Genomic DNA, 16007 nt, shown 5'->3' with positions numbered 1-16007 from the left:
CTAATGTATCTTATCTATCCTAATTAAAAGTACTTACCTCACTTCACAAAAATGAGATAAGCACCTTTTTAATTTTTACTTCTGAAGTTTATTTGTCAATTCAACAAATTCATCTACATCTTTTCCAACGAGCTCAATCCCCGCTGCCCAGAAATCTTCCTTAGTTACATCTACACCTAGATGTTTCTTTGCTAAATCTTCAACTTTCATTGATCCGGTATCTCTAAGTAAGGCAATATACTTCTCTTCAAAACCTTCCGGGTGTTTCAAGTATTCCGCGTAAATACCAAGGCTGAATAAATAACCAAATGTATACGGGAAATTATAGAACGGTACACTATCAATAAAGAAGTGTAACTTGGCTGCCCAGAAGTGCGGATGATAAGAGGATAAAGTATCTCCAAATGCTTCTTTCTGTGCTTCTACCATTAATTCATTCAAGCGTTTTTCTGATACGATTCCTTTTGCACGTTCCTTGTAAAAGGAATCCTCAAATAAGAAGCGAGCACGAATATTTAAAAACATTGCTGTTGCACCTTCTAATTTATTCGCCAGAAGGGATACTTTTTCTTCATCAGTCGTAGCATTTTTTACAGTTGCATCCGCAATAATAGTTTCAGCAAATGTACTAGCGGTTTCAGCGACGTTCATGGCATATCCTTGATTTAGTTCCGGCAAATCTTTCATGACATGACTGTGAAAAGCATGTCCTAATTCATGTGCTAATGTACTCGTATCACTCGGTGAACCTGTAAATGTCATAAAAATACGGGACTCTTCAAATTCAGGTAAGCTCGTGCAATACCCTCCAGGGCGTTTATTCGAACGATCCTCTGCTTCAACCCATCGGTTTTCAAGCGCATGTTTAGTAAAGTCTGTCAGTTTTGGTCCAAATGAAGTGAAATGCTCAATTATAAAATCACATGCCTCATCATAGGTGAAACGCGTTGGTTTTGTTTCGCCCATTGCAACGGGTGCATCCACGTCTTGCCAGCCCAACTTATCCATGCCTAACAAATTCGCCTTTTGTGCTAAGTAATCAAGAAACGTTTGTTTCTGCGCGTCAACAGCTGACCACATAGCTCTAAGCGTTTCTTCCGTCATCCGGTTATATTCAAGTGGTTCTTCTAAATGGCCCTCTCGTCCATGAGCATCTTGCAATGTTAATCGATAGCCTGCTAAATGGTTGAGGATGTCTGCAAAAACAAGTCCATTTTTAGACCAGACTTTCTCCCAGTCTTCAAAAAGCTCAGCCCGCACATCTGAATCAGGATCAGCATACATTTTGTTCATCGCTTGCCCAATAGATAAGTCAGTTGTTTTGCCGTCTTTATCTGTAAAGGGAACAGTCATAATGGAGCCTACTGTATTATACAAATCGCTCCAAGCTGCGATACCGTCTTTATTTAATTTAGCAATCAGTTTCTCTTCATCTTCAGACAAAAGGCGTTTGCCTTGTTCACGAATCTCATCTAATGAGAAACTAATTTCTTTTAAGACATCATCTTTCAGGAGTTTACTCCATTGATCATCTGAGATTGCTACTAGTTTTTTAGTGAAGATCGTTGATATTTGCTGAATTTCGCTGTAAAGTTCCATCACTTGACCCTTAACAACACTTGCATGTTCATCGTCCATAAAGGCGTCATGCCACATATTAATAAATGTACCAACTTGGCCCAAGCCTTTGCCGATTACCTCTTGTTGTTTCAATATTTTTTGCAAAGTAGAAGCATCGTTACCTGGATCGCTATTCCATGCTTTCAACTGATCTGCATAACGTACAATATCTTCTTTAACAGATTCAAGTTTAGTTTGCACGTCTTCCGAATTGGTTCCGCCTTTAAATATACTCTCTAAATCCCAAGTGCCATTATATTTCAATTGAATTCACTCCCCTTATACATCTATTCTAAACGTTATCAATGAATTTAGAAAGATTTGTTAACCGATTCAATTCCAAATACAAAACGAGCATTGACAATCATATTGGTATCACTTCTTTTTTTGAACCTCTCGTCCTATTTATCTTCTTCATCACTCGATTCCGTTATGTACGCTAACTTCCACATTCAGTATCAGTAATGAAGAAATATTAAACTAAAACACAAAACAGGTAACTCGCCTCAATGGGCAAGATACCTGTTTGCAGATAGAGATTGATGTAACCAACGTATTTAAATCCAAAAGTTATCTTTTCACTTTTCTCTTACGCTTTTTCATGAACGTCTCATAAACAATTGGAACGATTACAAGTGTTAGTAGCGTAGAACTGATCAGACCCCCGATAACTGTAACACCGAGACCTTTAGATATCAGTCCTCCACCGCCACCTTCTACACCAAGTGCCAATGGTATGAGCGCACCGATAGTAGCAAGAGCTGTCATTAAGATTGGACGGAGACGAGTAGATCCCGCTTCCAAAAGGGCTTCTCTTGTAGAAAGTCCTTCCTTCTCTTGATGAATCACGCGGTCAATCAAAACAATCGCGTTCGTTACAACAATACCAATCAGCATCAATGCACCAATCATCGCTGAAACATTTATTGGCTCCCCAGCAATCCAAAGCGCGACTAAACTACCGATGATTGTAAATGGTAGTGAGAACAAAATAGCGAGTGGTGCTAGTGCCCCACCGAATGTCACTACAAGTACAAAGTAGACGATAGCTACTGCAGCTAGCATAGCGATTCCTAATTGTGAGAACGATTCATTGATTTGCTCTGTGACACCACCGAAGTCCACCTTCACTCCGCTCGGTAAATCCAGATCACTGATTTTCTTTTCTACTGAACTTGAAATCGCTGCAACATCTTTACTCTTCACATCAGCAGTAAGTGAAGCATACATTTTGCCATCTCTTCGCTGGATTGTATCTGGTGTTTTGCCTTCTTCAACATCCATCACATCTCCCAATTTGACCGGGATGCCTAACGGTGATTGAATGACTTTGTTCTTCAACTCGTCGATATTCTTATATTCGTCTTCCTTGACTTCGATATACACATTTAACTCTTTTCCATCTTGTTTTACCGTAGTGAGCGCAGGTGCTTCACCAGGAGGCATGAGATTCATACCCACTTGTGCCGCCGTTAACCCTAGGCTACTCAATTTTTTCTGATTTGCGACCAGTGTGTACTGATCATATGCTTCTGAAAGGCTGGACTCGACTTTCTCCAAATTCTTGTTGTCTTCTAGAATAGGTAAGATCTGATCCGTTGCTTTCTCGATATCTTCCTTATTATCCCCATAGACATATAATTGTAAGCCATTACCACCCATGCCTCCAAAGTCCATACTCTTCCATTCACCTTGGGCTGAATTTTCATTAAGCTTATCAATGACTTTCGATGTTTCTTCTCCGAAGTTTTTAAAATCTTCATCGTACTCGATGAAGAATAGCGCAGAATTACTTCCACCCATTCCCATCATGGCATCCATCGGGCTACCGCCACCGAGTGAATACTGGTAAGTCGTAACACCTTCATGATTATTTAAATATTTCTCCGCATCCATTGCGATTACTTCTACATCTTCTCTTGTTTGGCCAGCTTCCGGACTAAAAGTAGCCACGATCATTTTTTCTTCTTCATCAGGCAAGAAGCTGACGCCTATCAATGGAACTAAGAAGAAACTTAACACGAGAATCACTACAGATCCTCCGAAGGTAATCAGTTTATGATTCAGTGTCCATTCCAAAATACGGCTATATGACTTGGCTAACTTTCCTGGCTTTTCTTCTTTTGCTTTATTTTCTTTAGTTCCAACAAGACTCAGTTGTTTTTTATACAATGAATGAGCAAGCATTGGAACAATAGTCACAGCCACAATCAAAGAAGCTGCGAGTGCAAATGCAATTGCTAGAGCAAATGGTAAGAACATCTCCCCGACAATTCCACCAACTAATCCAATTGGCAAGAACACAGCAATCGTTACGATCGTAGATGAGAAGATGGGGATAAACATCTGACGTGTCGCTTCACGTATTAACTCTTTTCCACGTAATTGTTCACCCGGTAAAGCCATACGTCGATAGATATTCTCCATAACGACGATCGAATCATCGATTACACGCCCAATCGCAACCGTCAAGGCACCTAGTGTTAAAAGGTTTAACGTGATATCCATTTGATGCAAGAGGAAGATTGCCATTAGTAAAGACAATGGAATCGAAACGATTGAAATGAGCGTCGTTTTGATACTTCTCAAGAACAATAAGATGATCAATACGGCAAATACGATCCCAAACAACGCTTTACTAAGCATAGTACTGACCGCTTCCTCAATCGGTTCCCCTTGATCCAACGTAGTAATGACTTTTAGATCCAAGTCTTTTTCAATAGTAGAAATTTCATCTTTTACATTATTTACAACTTCAACAGTATTGCCGTCAGCTGCTTTTACAATTTGAATACCGATGGAGTCTTCTCCATTCGTTCTTGAAATCGATTCAGCCTCACTCACGACTTTGATTTCAGCTAAATCTCCTAACGTGACAGAAGGAATTTCCATTGGTGTTTGTGCCTGTGAATTTCCTTGCTGTGTTTGTGTACCTGGGTTCCCTTGTTGCGCTTGATCCATCTGACCTGCTTGGGCAGGTATGGAAGGAATCTCCAATTTTTTCAAATCGTCTACACTGGCAATATTTCCATCAATGACTAGGTTTTTCACCTTGCCATCAAAATTTGTTAAGCCTAACGGGAATGTAATATCCGATCCCTGAATAATCTGCTGGATCGTATCCTGTGACAATCCGTATTTCTTTAACTGATCTTCGTCAAATTCTATTGTTACTTTTTTCAATTGTTGTCCAGTAATTTGAACATCTGCCACGCCCTCAATACCGTCTAGAACAGGCAGCACATCATTTTCTACTACAGTGGTCATCTCTTGCGCAGTTCGTTTGTTATCACTAACACTTAATGTCATGACTGGGAGCGCATCTAAACTTAAACGTGATACTTGTGGCTCCTTTACACCCTCAGGTAACGAAAGTTTCGACAAGGCTTCTTTTATTTCCTCGGTTGCCTTATCCATATCAGTTTTGAACCCAAATTGAACTTGAATAGATGATGCGTTAGCTAAAGAAGAAGAGCTAACCAGTTCGACACCATCCAAGTTTTGAATCCGTTGTTCAATTGGAACAGTAACTTTTTCAGCTACGTCATCCGGAGCCGCTCCTGGATAGGTAGTCAAAACCGTTACGTTCGGTAAAGTTATCGTAGGCATTGTTTCTTGTTTCATATTGAAACCAGAGTACAATCCAGCAACAACAACCATAATAGTTAGTATCCACACTGCGAATTTGTTGTTGAGTGCGAAATTAGTGATTTTCTTCAAGTGATACACTCCCCGTATTTGATAGTTCTCTCTATCATTGACCATGTAGTCACGATGTTTTACACTATAAATGACCAGTCAGTCAAATGCAAGAATAATAGCATCCTATTATCAACCTTAAGTAACTGTGAAATCATTTAAATTCACTTCATATGACTCATCCGTCATGCGAAACGACCATTCTAAATCCAGACCACCCTCTTGTTGACAAAATGTGACTGCTTGGTAAACTGAATGGTAATACATAAAAATTTGCACGATGAAAAGGTGAGACTAATGAAGGTACGAAAACAAAAAGAAATCATTGAGTCGGCCATCAAGCTATTTGCAGAAAACGGCTTCACGAACACATCCATCCAAGAAATTGTAAACGACTGCGGAATCTCTAAAGGAGCATTTTATAATTACTTCACATCTAAAGAGGCGTTACACATTGCCATCTTCGAATATTACTTCGAACAGATGAGAACACGTACACACGAAATTGATGCTGAACAGTTACCTCCCCGTGAAAAACTCGCAAAACTGTTAAGCGTACCGTTCGAACAACTTACCAAACAAAAAGACTTTTTCATGGTATATATGCGGGAACAAAGTTTTACAATCAACAAAGAACTTCGTGAAGTTATGGGGAAAACTCAATTTGAAATGTTGACTTGGTACGAAAAGAATTTGAAGGAAGTATATGGAGATAAAATAAATGGCTACACAGGCGATATTATTATGCTGATTGAAGGAATTAGAAGCAATTACTTAGCATCCATTCTTATTCAAGATTCCCAGATCGATGCGACGCTTGTTCCAACTTTCATCATGAACCGTATTGAAGATATGGTGGCCTCTTTTGAAAAAGGAGAGGAACCAATCATGAAAAACAACTTGCTGGATCTTTTCACAAATAATTCATGCGAATCGTTAAATCATATTGAAAAAGCCTCTGCTTTACTGGCGGATATGCAAGAACAACTTGAGATTATGAATTTTAGTGATGATCAAAGGAATGGTCTCGCTGGAGTGATAGCGTTTCTAATCAGTGAACTTCAGAAACCTTCTATCGAGAAATATGTATTCCAAGGAATGTTGGCCAATTTAAAAACAGTTAAAGAGTTTGATATCTATAGAGAAAAGATTGCAAACCTATTAGGAATCGAGCTTTTATGATTCACCCTAAAAGAGGTTCTGCCATTTCCTATTAAGCTAATATGAAAAATTATTGAGCCATTTATGTTCTATGGATATCTAAAACAAATAAAGCCTTTGACTCCCACTTTGGGATCAAAGGCTTTTAACTATTTTTATGTCGACTTGTCCTAATTGACTACTCACTTACTTTGAATGTATGCAAAGCAAAAGCAGATATCGAGTATTAACTACATACCAAAGATCCCTCAAAAAAATGTTTAAACTAATAATTAATGTTTCTTTACTAAGCTAGCTTGAGGAGAATTCTGTTCAATCTCGATATATTCCTTATATGCTTGATTCACTAGAGATTGGAAGCCATCGTCAACATTGGTTTGGCCATTATGTTGTAGGATCTCTGTGAATTTTTTGTAAGTTTCATCAGAAGTGAAAAGTCTCAGATCCTTCCCACCTTGTTCTCTCAAATTCTCCTCCTCCCACTTTTTCTTAATAGCATGCTGTGCCTTGAAAAACTCCAAAGCCTGCTGTGCGGTTTTTATATTGTTCAGTTCCAGGTGGCTTGCCATACTGAGGACACGCGTTTGATGAATTTTTCCATTATCACTCAAAATGACGTACTGCAACAATACATTAATGACCGGCTTTGTGAGTCCGTGCAACGTTTCTAAACGATTGATCAACTTCACATCTGCGGGATAAGGTGAATGTCCTCCAATTTCTTCTAACATCTCAATTGGTTCAGTTCTTTCAAAGTAGTCAATCAGTGTTCCTTCTTGTTCATTCACCCGGCATCTCTCCTCTTATTTAGATTTTTAAATTCCGATCTCTTTGAGGTAATTACTGGCCAGTCAATCCATTATATTCACTTGTGGTGTTCGATTATTTAAGTTAAAGAGTTAAAAGTTCGACTTTTCAAAATTAATTATACACGAATTACTAGTTAAAGAACAGATTCAAAACAGTACATGTCAAAAAGACCGAATCTGTCAGCAGACAAATCCGGTCTTTTCTAAAGTTCTCTCACTACCGACGAGGCAGCATTTAATCCATTAAATCCGCAATCAGTTCAAACGAACGCAGTCGATCCTCCTGATTGAAGACAGGTGAGCTCAAAATGAACTCATTTGCTTTCGTCTGGTTTAAGAATGCTTCTAGTTCTCGTTTCACAGTTTCTGGACTGCCGACAATTGTGGCAGGAGAATCCAGCATATTCGCTGCTGAAACCTTTTCACTTGGACTCCATACTGCATCTGGATCATCCAAAGGTGGTTTGAACTGAGTCGGCATACCCCGGTGAAGACTTAAGAACTGTTGTTGGAATGATGTGGCGAGCCACAGTGCTTTTTCATCAGTATCTGCAACTATTATGCTGACGCCAAGCATCGCATATGGTTCTTGTAGGTTTTTGGAAGGCTTAAAGTTCTGATGATACATCTGCAACGCTTGCATTACATAGGCAGGAGCAAAGTGACTTGCAAACGAAAACGGTAACCCTTGTTGCGCAGCAAGCTGTGCACTAAAACCTGAAGAACCAAGTAACCAAATCGGAATATCTTGCCCTTCTCCAGGAAACGCACGGACTCGGGCATTCGGTTGTGGATCGAAATACGAACGTAACTCTGCCACTTGCTCTGGGAAATCTTCCCCACTGCTATGCAATGTACGTCGTAACGCATAGGCAGTCGCTTGGTCACTACCTGGAGCGCGGCCTAAACCAAGGTCAATACGTCCAGGATAAAGGGCATCGAGCGTACCGAACTGTTCCGCAATCACAAGTGGTGCGTGGTTTGGCAACATGACACCACCTGAACCAATGCGCATCCGCTCCGTCGCACCCGCAATATGACCAATCAGCACAGACGTCGCTGAACTGCCGACACCTGGCATATTATGATGCTCCGCCAACCAATAACGATTGAATCCTAGTTTTTCTACATGTCTAGCTAATTCCACACTATTATTGAAAGTTTCACTCGGACTCCCACCTTCATTGATGGGTGCAAGATCTAATACGGATAATGGGATCCCGTTAAATGTTTTAGCTATTGAAGTCACTCTCGACCACTCCTCATCGCTCATTTTAAAACCAAGCTTACTATTAGTAACCTATTATACAAGTTACTATAGACGAGGTGTGGAATCAAATTTGTTGTTTGTCAGGGTCGCAATGAGAGGAATATTAATCTGACATACGTTACTGATTTTATTGAATAACCCGGTTACGATTTCTTTCGAATCAACAAAAAATATTTGGCATTTGCTCCAAGGAGAATAATCGCTATGACAAAAATGGAGAACAACTGCGAAACCCCTGTACCGATTGAATATACTGCAAGCAGAAACAGCGCAAGGATAAGTGTGCCATTTAACAAATTGAATGAACGATAAAGACCCTCCAGCATCACATGTCGCTCCCCTTCATCAGAAGCCGCTAGCAACTTTTTAGCATAATCTTTTTCCGAAACAGAAGGCAGATTGCGATCAGGATAAAATTTATTGACCAAACTTGAAACACTTATGGATAGAATGAAAGCAATGATGACTGTGACTGTTGAAATTAGCTCCAGCCAAGTAGGCTGATCGGTAATGAGAGAAATTGAAGTTGCTACAATCCCGATTATTATCGTTGCCATAACAAGCATATTTGTATCACTGAATTTTTTATACAGCCATATGTCACGCTCATCTTCTTCATCATCCGATACGTTTGCATCCGATTTTTTAAGCATTTGCAGGATGCTTAACCCTATATAGAGTAGTAAAACAATAGTGAGTGCAGTTAAAATCACATTCACTTGAAATGCAATTGTATAAAAGTCAAAATCCATTTGAAATGAAAGCGTCATATACATGACAACAAATCCCACCACTGCACCTAGCAATGCCCAAATGACCAGTCTCATTCAATTTCCTCCTCATCGAATAGAAAAACACTTTCAATCGCCTCATTAAAAATCCGAGCAATTCTAACGGCGATAAGTAACGAGGGGATAAATTCTTCCCGCTCAATTAAACTGATCGTCTGCCTAGATACTTTAGCCCGTTTTGCGAGCTCGGTCTGATTCAGTCCATTTCGTGCACGCAATTCCTTCAAACGTGTTCTCACTAATCTCACCTCTTACGAAAATTGTAACGTATGCATTTCAATTTGACAAGTATATTTGTCAAATTGACTAGATTACTTTTCAAATAACAAAAAAAATCGAAACCGTCTTAAAGGACGAATTCGGTTATGCTTTGGTCTGATTTAAGAACCGCTTACCGCATTGGTTTCTTCTAAAAACATGCTCATTATTAAACGATCTTAAATGGATATAAATTCATTGAACTGATGGCCATAGATGCTTTTCATACCTGAACTTAAATTTGTGAACGAAGACTCCATTTTAATTAACCTTATTTCAAAATGGAGTCCTCTTATTTACCTAAAAAACAGATTTGATGGCCGCATAATTTTGTCATTTAAAATCACCTAATCTATTGCAAACTCATCTATCCTCGTACTATTATTTTTCAGCAGTCTAAGTAGTTTCTTAATGAATCAAAAGAGAGGTAAGTGTCACTCTCCTCTCTCGTTCTTCAAACCAATATAACCAATATTTCAAAACTCTTGTGCCAAGTGCAGTCTAACTACAGCCCATCCAACTCTTCAGTCATCTTCTTCGCTACATTTTTAAAATACAGATAGAAACTCCCCCAAATAACTGCATATATTCCTAAGAACATCATAACAAAAGTTAAAAAGCTGATTGGTGTGAAACTGAACCATTCCAGTCCGAATGCAGTAATGAAGTACAGGATCAGCACGGTTATGAAATGATAGACGGTTTGACGAAGTAACGACCAATTTCCATTTTCAAAATAGAGGGGGGTGACACTGAAGAACCAACCACAAAAAATGGTCCCTACCCCACTCTTGACAAATTTGGCAGCGTTTAATGTTTCCAGGTCATTTGCTAAAATAATGGCTGTAGTAATAATTACTGTTAGAAAACCACCGAAGAAGACCCCAACAGTGCTGCGCCATAAGAATGTTTTCATTCGTTGTTCCTCCTTTTCATTTTAAGTGCTTGTTTAATGCCATTGACATAGGTTCGAGAAACATACTCTTTTGTTCCTGATTTGAAATATACTGCTAGTGTTCCATTGAATGATGCTTCGAAGCGGCTTAATTCGTAAAGATTAGCAATGACTGATTTTGAAAGTCTGATGAATCGGTTCGAGGGTAGCACGGATTCGAGTTCATACAGTTTTTCTTTAACTAGGTAGGAACCGTTAGATGTCACGGCAGCTACTCCTTCTGGTGTGGAGTGAAAATAGTGGACATCCATAGGTTTCAAAATATGCTGCATGTCTCCTTCTTTGCCCACAATAAAGTCGAGCTCATGGCCATTAAGGAAATCTAAAATTTCTTGGATGGATGGATCCATTTCTTTACATTCAATTGTTATGGTCGTCTCTATAGCTGCTCGATCAATAGTCAATGAAACTTTCATTCTTGGACCTCCTCTCACCGATAGGTTTTTCGTTTTTTCAACTCTACCAGCATTATTCTGCATGTCGTTGGTAGCTTCACCAACCGGCATCATTATTCCTCCATTCGTTAGGTTCTTATACGATTAGTATACGGAGTACCGAGTAAAACAGTTGCTAAATTCCAGTGAGCGGTCGGTTTTCGTCTGTCAAATGTTGAATTTCATCGGTGAATTGCATGGATTTTGCATTTCAGTGAAAGTATTATGCTAGTACGCGACGCGTCAGGCATAACATCTTGACAACTTGTAGTAACTTCCTAATAGTTGCATTTTTATTCGATACAGTGTAAGATACATGTAATTAAACATTCACTTATTTCGTAACTTTCGAAATGAGGATAGAGGCGCAAAAACCATCAGTACACAATCTGAGAATGATGAGATTCGACGACGATTGTAGAAAGGGGAATTTGCCGAAGTGGAGAGATGCTCATTATCTCGAAGCTGGTTCTGGACTGAACAAGTGCAGAACTGTCATATAGGAAACTATATGGAGGGCTATCTGATGCAGAGAAATAATTTATTATTTCCAAGCAACAGCGTACCTTCGCTGTTGCTTTTTGCGTTTCAGGATACACTGCCTTCCACCTCTATGTTTTGGATAAAAACCAAAGGAGATGGAGAACAGATGAATTTTGGACAACTGATTACCGCTATGGTTACCCCATTTGATGAGCAAGGAGAAATTGATTTTATCGCTACCCGCAATCTTATTAATCATTTACTCGAAAACGGATCCGATGGTTTGGTAGTTGCAGGAACCACAGGAGAATCCCCGACATTAACGCAAAAAGAAAGGGTTAATTTGTTTGAGTTCACTGTACAGGTCGTGGCAGGAAGAGTACCCGTCATTGCAGGTACAGGATCGAACAATACAAGAGAGTCCCTCGAGCTGACTCAGCAAGCTGAAGCGGTTGGTGTCGACGGTATCATGCTCGTTGTTCCCTACTACAACAAGCCTTCTCAAGAAGGAATGTACCAACACTTTAAAGTTATTGCAGAATCTACTGCGCTACCAATTATGTTATATAACATTCCCGGTCGCAGTTCTGTCAATATGTGTCCTGAAACGATTATCCGACTTGCAACTATACCGAATATCGTAGCTGTCAAAGAAGCTAGCGGTAACTTGGATGCGATGGCGGATATCATTGAAAATACTTCTGCAGATTTTGCGCTTTATAGTGGGGATGATGGTCTGACACTCCCAGTCCTTTCTATCGGGGGGGCAGGAGTTGTTTCAGTATCCGCCCATGTCATCGGACCTGAGATGAAAACCATGATTAGCCATTTCAATCACGGTCGTATTCGTGAAGCGTCAACATTGCACCGTCGAATGCTACCGATTATGAAAGAACTGTTCGCAGCTCCGAATCCTTCACCTGTGAAAGCTGCCTTAAACTTAGAAGGAATCGCAGTGGGCGGCGTCCGATTACCTATGCTGCCTTTGACAGATGTACAGTTGAATTCGTTGAATCGTGTGCTCCATCAGCAAGACAAAATGCTTATTTAACATTAGAAATGCTACTGTGTTCCATATAAAAAACAGCTCATTCCCCTTGATACATCGGAATGAGCTGCTTTCAATTTTCACTCAATAATTTTTCATACTCTAATATAGTAAGTGAATTATTCCAGGGATACCCCTACTTCACTAACTTTTGCTGAAAGTAATTCGACAAACCGATTCCCTAATTGTGAAGTGGATGCTTGGCCGCCTAAGTCTGACGTAAGCGCCTCTTTTTCATTCAGGATTTCTTTTATCGTAGATAAAATAACTTCCCCCCATTTTTCTTCTCCAAAGTAGTCCATCATTTGACTAACCGACCAGATGGCAGCAATCGGATTTGCAATTCCTTTCCCTGAAATATCCGGTGCTGATCCGTGTACAGGTTCAAACATGGCTGGATAGGTCCGTTCCGGATTGATGTTTGCACCCGTCGCTAAGCCCATTCCACCAGTGATTGCTGCCCCTATGTCAGTCAAAATATCTCCAAAAAGATTTGATGTAACAACCACTTCAAAGCGTTCAGGCTCAGTTACAAAGTAAAGACTTGCCGCATCCACAAGATAAGAATACGTTTGTACGTCAGGATATTCTTTTCCAACTTCGTCAAAAACTTGATCCCAGAACACCATAGAATAATTCAGTGCGTTCGCTTTACTAATACTCGTCAATGTTAGGTTGGCCCTTCTTGCTTCTTCATATGCATACCGAATAATCCGTTCCGTCCCTTTCCGAGAAAACACACCGGTTTGCAAGACGACTTCTTCTGTTTTCCCTTTAAAAAGCCAGTCTCCTACACCCGCATACTCACCTTCACTGTTTTCACGGATCACCAAAAAGTCGATTTCTTTAGCTGTTTTGCCTTTCAACGGCGTAAGTGTTGGGTTCAACAACGTAATAGGTCGGAGATTCACATACTGATCAAACTCTTTTCGAATTCTAAGCAACAAATCCCATAATGAAATATGATCAGGGACACCCGGATACCCTACGGCTCCCAGATAGATAGCGTCGAATTCTTTTAGTTGCTCTATCCCGTCGTCCGCCATCATCTTACCGTGTTCCAAATAATACTCGCATCCCCACGGAAACTCTGTAAATGAAAAAGAAATGGACGGATCTAATTTCTCAATCGTTTTTAATACTTTCACACCTTCTGAAACGACTTCAGGACCTATTCCGTCTCCTGGTATGAGCGCAATTTTTAAAGTCTTCATAATTCCCTCCTGTACTCTAAATCAGAGATTTAACCTCTTTTTAACTTAACAAGTTTTTCAGAGTTTGCGATTACAGATAATTCTTCACCGTCAATCGCCTTTATTAAGTTCTCAGCGATCACAACTGATGTCTTTTTTGCTGCTTCAATACTGATTCCACCAATATGTGGGGTCATAGTGATTTCTTCTACTCCAAAAAACGGATGGTTTTCCGCTGGTGGTTCAACTGCAAATACATCAACTGCCGCCCGCAAGAATGTCTGATTATGAAGTGCTTCAACTAAATCCGCTTCATGGATTACTCCGCCACGTGAAGTGTTAATCAGAACTGCAGACGGCTTCATAACGTTAAAGAATTTATTGTCAATCAATTCTTTTGTTTGTTCTGTCAGCGGGATATGGAGGCTAATGGCATCGCTTTTTCTGAACACATCCTCCATGGAAGTAGTCACTTCAACTCCTAGGGAATCTGCAAGCTCTTGTCTTTCATTTGAAATCGTTCGCACATAGGCGACTACATTCATTTCAAAGCCGTTCTTCACTATTTTCGCCACTTTTTGAGCAATAGATCCGAACCCTATCAGTCCAAGAGTTTTCCCCTGTAGTTCAGTTGTATATCTTCCATCCCTAAAAGAGAAATTCCCTTTTTGCATTTCCGCATGAAACATACTTATATCTTTCATAGCAGATAGCAGTAAGGCTACAGCGTGTTCTGCAGTTGCAGTACTGTTCATTTTCGGGGCATGTAATACTTTAATTCCTTTAGTTGTCGCGTATTCTACATCTATATTGTCCAGTCCGATTCCTGCGCCTGATATGGCAATCACGTTTTCGCAGTGATTTAAAATTTCGGGAGTTATTTTTGCAGGTGCTCTTAAAATAATCCCATCTACATCATGCTGTTGTAAGTATTTAATGATTTCTTGCTCGTCAAACTCATTAAATTGTTTCACTTCTGCAAGTTCTTTCAACTTTTCTTCCCCATCGGGATGGTACATAGGTAGAATTTGAACGATATGCAAAGACAATGGACAACGCCTTTCTGAAAGTTATTTCTAACGCCATTCTGTTATGTCATTGTAAGTTTTCAACAATCGTTGTAATGCCTTGGCCACCGCCAATGCAAAGTGTCACCAATCCATACTTGGAACCTCTACGAGCCATTTCATGGAGTAATTTCGTCATAAGCACCGCGCCTGTAGCTCCAATTGGATGACCAAGCGCAATCGCCCCGCCATTTACATTCACTTTTTCAATGTCCATGCCTGCGCCTTTAATGACTGATAAAGCCTGGGCAGCGAATGCTTCGTTTAGTTCAATCAAGTCAATATCATCGATGGTGAGACTACACTGCTCCAACGCTTTCTGTGTAGAGGTCACGGGGCCGATTCCCATTACGTCTGGAGAAACTCCACTCACTGCTTGTGCAATGATTTTTGCTTTCGGCTTTAATCCGTATTCCTTCAATTTGTTCTCTGACATCATTAGCACGACAGATGCACCATCATTTCTTCCACTAGCATTTCCTGCAGTGACAGATCCACCCTCTTTGAAAACTGCACGAAGTTTTGCCAGTTGTTCTTTCGTCGATTTCCTTGGGTGTTCGTCCACTTCAAACTGAAAACTAGCCTTTCTCGATTTAACTTCAAAAGAAACGATTTCGTCCTTGAAACGTCCATCCTGAATTGCTTTTTCAGCAAGAAGTTGACTTCTTATCGCGAATTCATCTTGTTCTTCTCGTGAAATATTATAGTGTTCCGCTAGATTTTCAGCCGTGTAGCCCATTGTCAATTCCCCATATGTTTCGGCAGGTTGTGAACAAGGCTGACTTTCTGTGTTCGGATCCAGAATCATCCCATTCCCAGCACCGAAGCCATACCTGGCATTTCGAATGTAATAAGGAGCTGTGCTCATACTTTCTGCACCACCAGCAATTACAACATCTGATAACCCCAGTCGTATCTGTTGGTCCGCATTATTGATGGCTTGTAAACCTGATCCACATTGGCGATGGACTGTGTATCCCGGAACGGTGACTGGTAGTTCTGCTCTTAATGCAGCTAGACGGGCTAAATTCGACGTATCAGCACTTTGTTTTGCCTGACCTAAAATAACTTCATCCACTTCAATGTCTTTATTCGTTCTTGTCATCACTTCCCGAATCACTTTTTCCGCCAATCGATCGACTGTGATGTCTTTAAGCGAACCACCCATTCTTCCAACCGCCGTTCTTACCGTTTCAACAATATAAGAATCCCGCAACTT

Annotated in this window: 13 protein-coding genes and 1 riboswitch; of the genes, 2 read left to right on the top strand and 11 right to left on the bottom strand. The window is 40.1% G+C overall.

Features of this window, described 5'->3' with window-relative positions:
* Positions 1-75: 75 nt before the first annotated feature.
* Positions 76-1884 carry a M3 family oligoendopeptidase gene (locus tag ACR65F_RS04975; RefSeq protein WP_440503490.1) on the bottom strand — a complete coding sequence of 603 codons (1809 nt, stop codon included), beginning with the start codon at positions 1882-1884 and terminating at the stop codon, positions 76-78.
* Between the two features lie 306 nt (positions 1885-2190).
* A complete protein-coding gene (locus tag ACR65F_RS04970; protein ID WP_440503489.1) occupies positions 2191-5340 on the bottom strand; it encodes an efflux RND transporter permease subunit in 3150 nt (1049 codons plus the stop codon).
* Between the two features lie 276 nt (positions 5341-5616).
* On the opposite strand from ACR65F_RS04970, the gene ACR65F_RS04965 reads away from it, so the two are divergent.
* On the top strand, positions 5617-6501 hold the full coding sequence (locus tag ACR65F_RS04965; protein ID WP_440503488.1) for a TetR/AcrR family transcriptional regulator: 885 nt from the start codon (positions 5617-5619) through the stop codon (positions 6499-6501).
* Between the two features lie 251 nt (positions 6502-6752).
* On the opposite strand, the gene ACR65F_RS04960 is transcribed toward ACR65F_RS04965, so the two are convergent.
* From ACR65F_RS04960 to ACR65F_RS04935, 6 genes are all read right to left on the bottom strand, one after another.
* Positions 6753-7268 carry a replication initiation and membrane attachment family protein gene (locus tag ACR65F_RS04960; protein ID WP_440503487.1) on the bottom strand — a complete coding sequence of 172 codons (516 nt, stop codon included), beginning with the start codon at positions 7266-7268 and terminating at the stop codon, positions 6753-6755.
* A gap of 256 nt (positions 7269-7524) precedes the next feature.
* The gene (locus ACR65F_RS04955; RefSeq protein WP_440503486.1) at positions 7525-8562 is read right to left on the bottom strand and encodes an LLM class flavin-dependent oxidoreductase; all 1038 of its coding nucleotides are present in this window, start codon (positions 8560-8562) and stop codon (positions 7525-7527) included.
* Between the two features lie 140 nt (positions 8563-8702).
* Positions 8703-9386, bottom strand: coding sequence for a DUF3169 family protein (locus tag ACR65F_RS04950; protein WP_440503485.1), 684 nt, complete (start codon positions 9384-9386; stop codon positions 8703-8705).
* Complete coding sequence (locus ACR65F_RS04945; RefSeq protein ID WP_039043190.1) at positions 9383-9589, bottom strand: helix-turn-helix transcriptional regulator; 207 nt, start codon at positions 9587-9589, stop codon at positions 9383-9385. Before ACR65F_RS04945 ends, ACR65F_RS04950 begins: the two co-directional genes overlap by 4 nt.
* 524 nt (positions 9590-10113) lie before the next feature.
* Complete coding sequence (locus ACR65F_RS04940) at positions 10114-10524, bottom strand: DUF3021 domain-containing protein (protein WP_125102236.1); 411 nt, start codon at positions 10522-10524, stop codon at positions 10114-10116.
* On the bottom strand, positions 10521-10979 hold the full coding sequence (locus ACR65F_RS04935) for a LytTR family DNA-binding domain-containing protein (protein WP_125102235.1): 459 nt from the start codon (positions 10977-10979) through the stop codon (positions 10521-10523). The genes ACR65F_RS04940 and ACR65F_RS04935 overlap by 4 nt, the downstream gene beginning before the upstream one ends.
* A gap of 370 nt (positions 10980-11349) precedes the next feature.
* Positions 11350-11527, top strand: a riboswitch (Lysine riboswitch).
* A 119-nt stretch (positions 11528-11646) separates the two neighbouring features.
* Between ACR65F_RS04935 and dapA the strand changes: the two genes are divergently transcribed.
* Positions 11647-12531 (top strand): 4-hydroxy-tetrahydrodipicolinate synthase, encoded by an 885-nt coding sequence (gene dapA, locus ACR65F_RS04930; RefSeq protein ID WP_440503690.1) that lies wholly within the window; start codon positions 11647-11649, stop codon positions 12529-12531.
* 116 nt (positions 12532-12647) lie between these two features.
* Here dapA and ACR65F_RS04925 read toward each other — a convergent pair whose 3' ends face one another.
* From ACR65F_RS04925 to ACR65F_RS04915, 3 genes are read right to left on the bottom strand one after another with little or no spacing between them, the layout of a single operon-like run.
* On the bottom strand, positions 12648-13742 hold the full coding sequence (locus ACR65F_RS04925; RefSeq protein ID WP_440503484.1) for a tartrate dehydrogenase: 1095 nt from the start codon (positions 13740-13742) through the stop codon (positions 12648-12650).
* A 29-nt stretch (positions 13743-13771) separates the two neighbouring features.
* Positions 13772-14770, bottom strand: a complete 999-nt coding sequence (locus tag ACR65F_RS04920; protein ID WP_052245889.1) for an NAD(P)-dependent oxidoreductase — start codon at positions 14768-14770, stop codon at positions 13772-13774.
* A gap of 46 nt (positions 14771-14816) precedes the next feature.
* Positions 14817-16004 (bottom strand): thiolase family protein, encoded by a 1188-nt coding sequence (locus ACR65F_RS04915; RefSeq protein ID WP_039043187.1) that lies wholly within the window; start codon positions 16002-16004, stop codon positions 14817-14819.
* Positions 16005-16007 lie beyond the last annotated feature (3 nt).

Source organism: Sporosarcina sp. SAFN-010 (genome assembly GCF_059415065.1).
The sequence above is the reverse complement of the archived record's forward strand: the minus strand, read 5'-3'. Positions and strand labels throughout refer to the sequence as shown.

Bases quoted from the DNA above. Each gene is read 5' to 3' on its own strand.
- dapA (WP_440503690.1), top strand. From the start codon at position 11,647: ATGAATTTTGGACAACTGATTACCGCTATGGTTACCCCATTTGATGAG.
- ACR65F_RS04935 (WP_125102235.1), bottom strand. From the start codon at position 10,979: ATGAAAGTTTCATTGACTATTGATCGAGCAGCTATAGAGACGACCATA.
- ACR65F_RS04925 (WP_440503484.1), bottom strand. From the start codon at position 13,742: ATGAAGACTTTAAAAATTGCGCTCATACCAGGAGACGGAATAGGTCCT.
- ACR65F_RS04940 (WP_125102236.1), bottom strand. From the start codon at position 10,524: ATGAAAACATTCTTATGGCGCAGCACTGTTGGGGTCTTCTTCGGTGGT.
- ACR65F_RS04955 (WP_440503486.1), bottom strand. From the start codon at position 8,562: ATGAGCGATGAGGAGTGGTCGAGAGTGACTTCAATAGCTAAAACATTT.
- ACR65F_RS04950 (WP_440503485.1), bottom strand. From the start codon at position 9,386: ATGAGACTGGTCATTTGGGCATTGCTAGGTGCAGTGGTGGGATTTGTT.
- ACR65F_RS04965 (WP_440503488.1), top strand. From the start codon at position 5,617: ATGAAGGTACGAAAACAAAAAGAAATCATTGAGTCGGCCATCAAGCTA.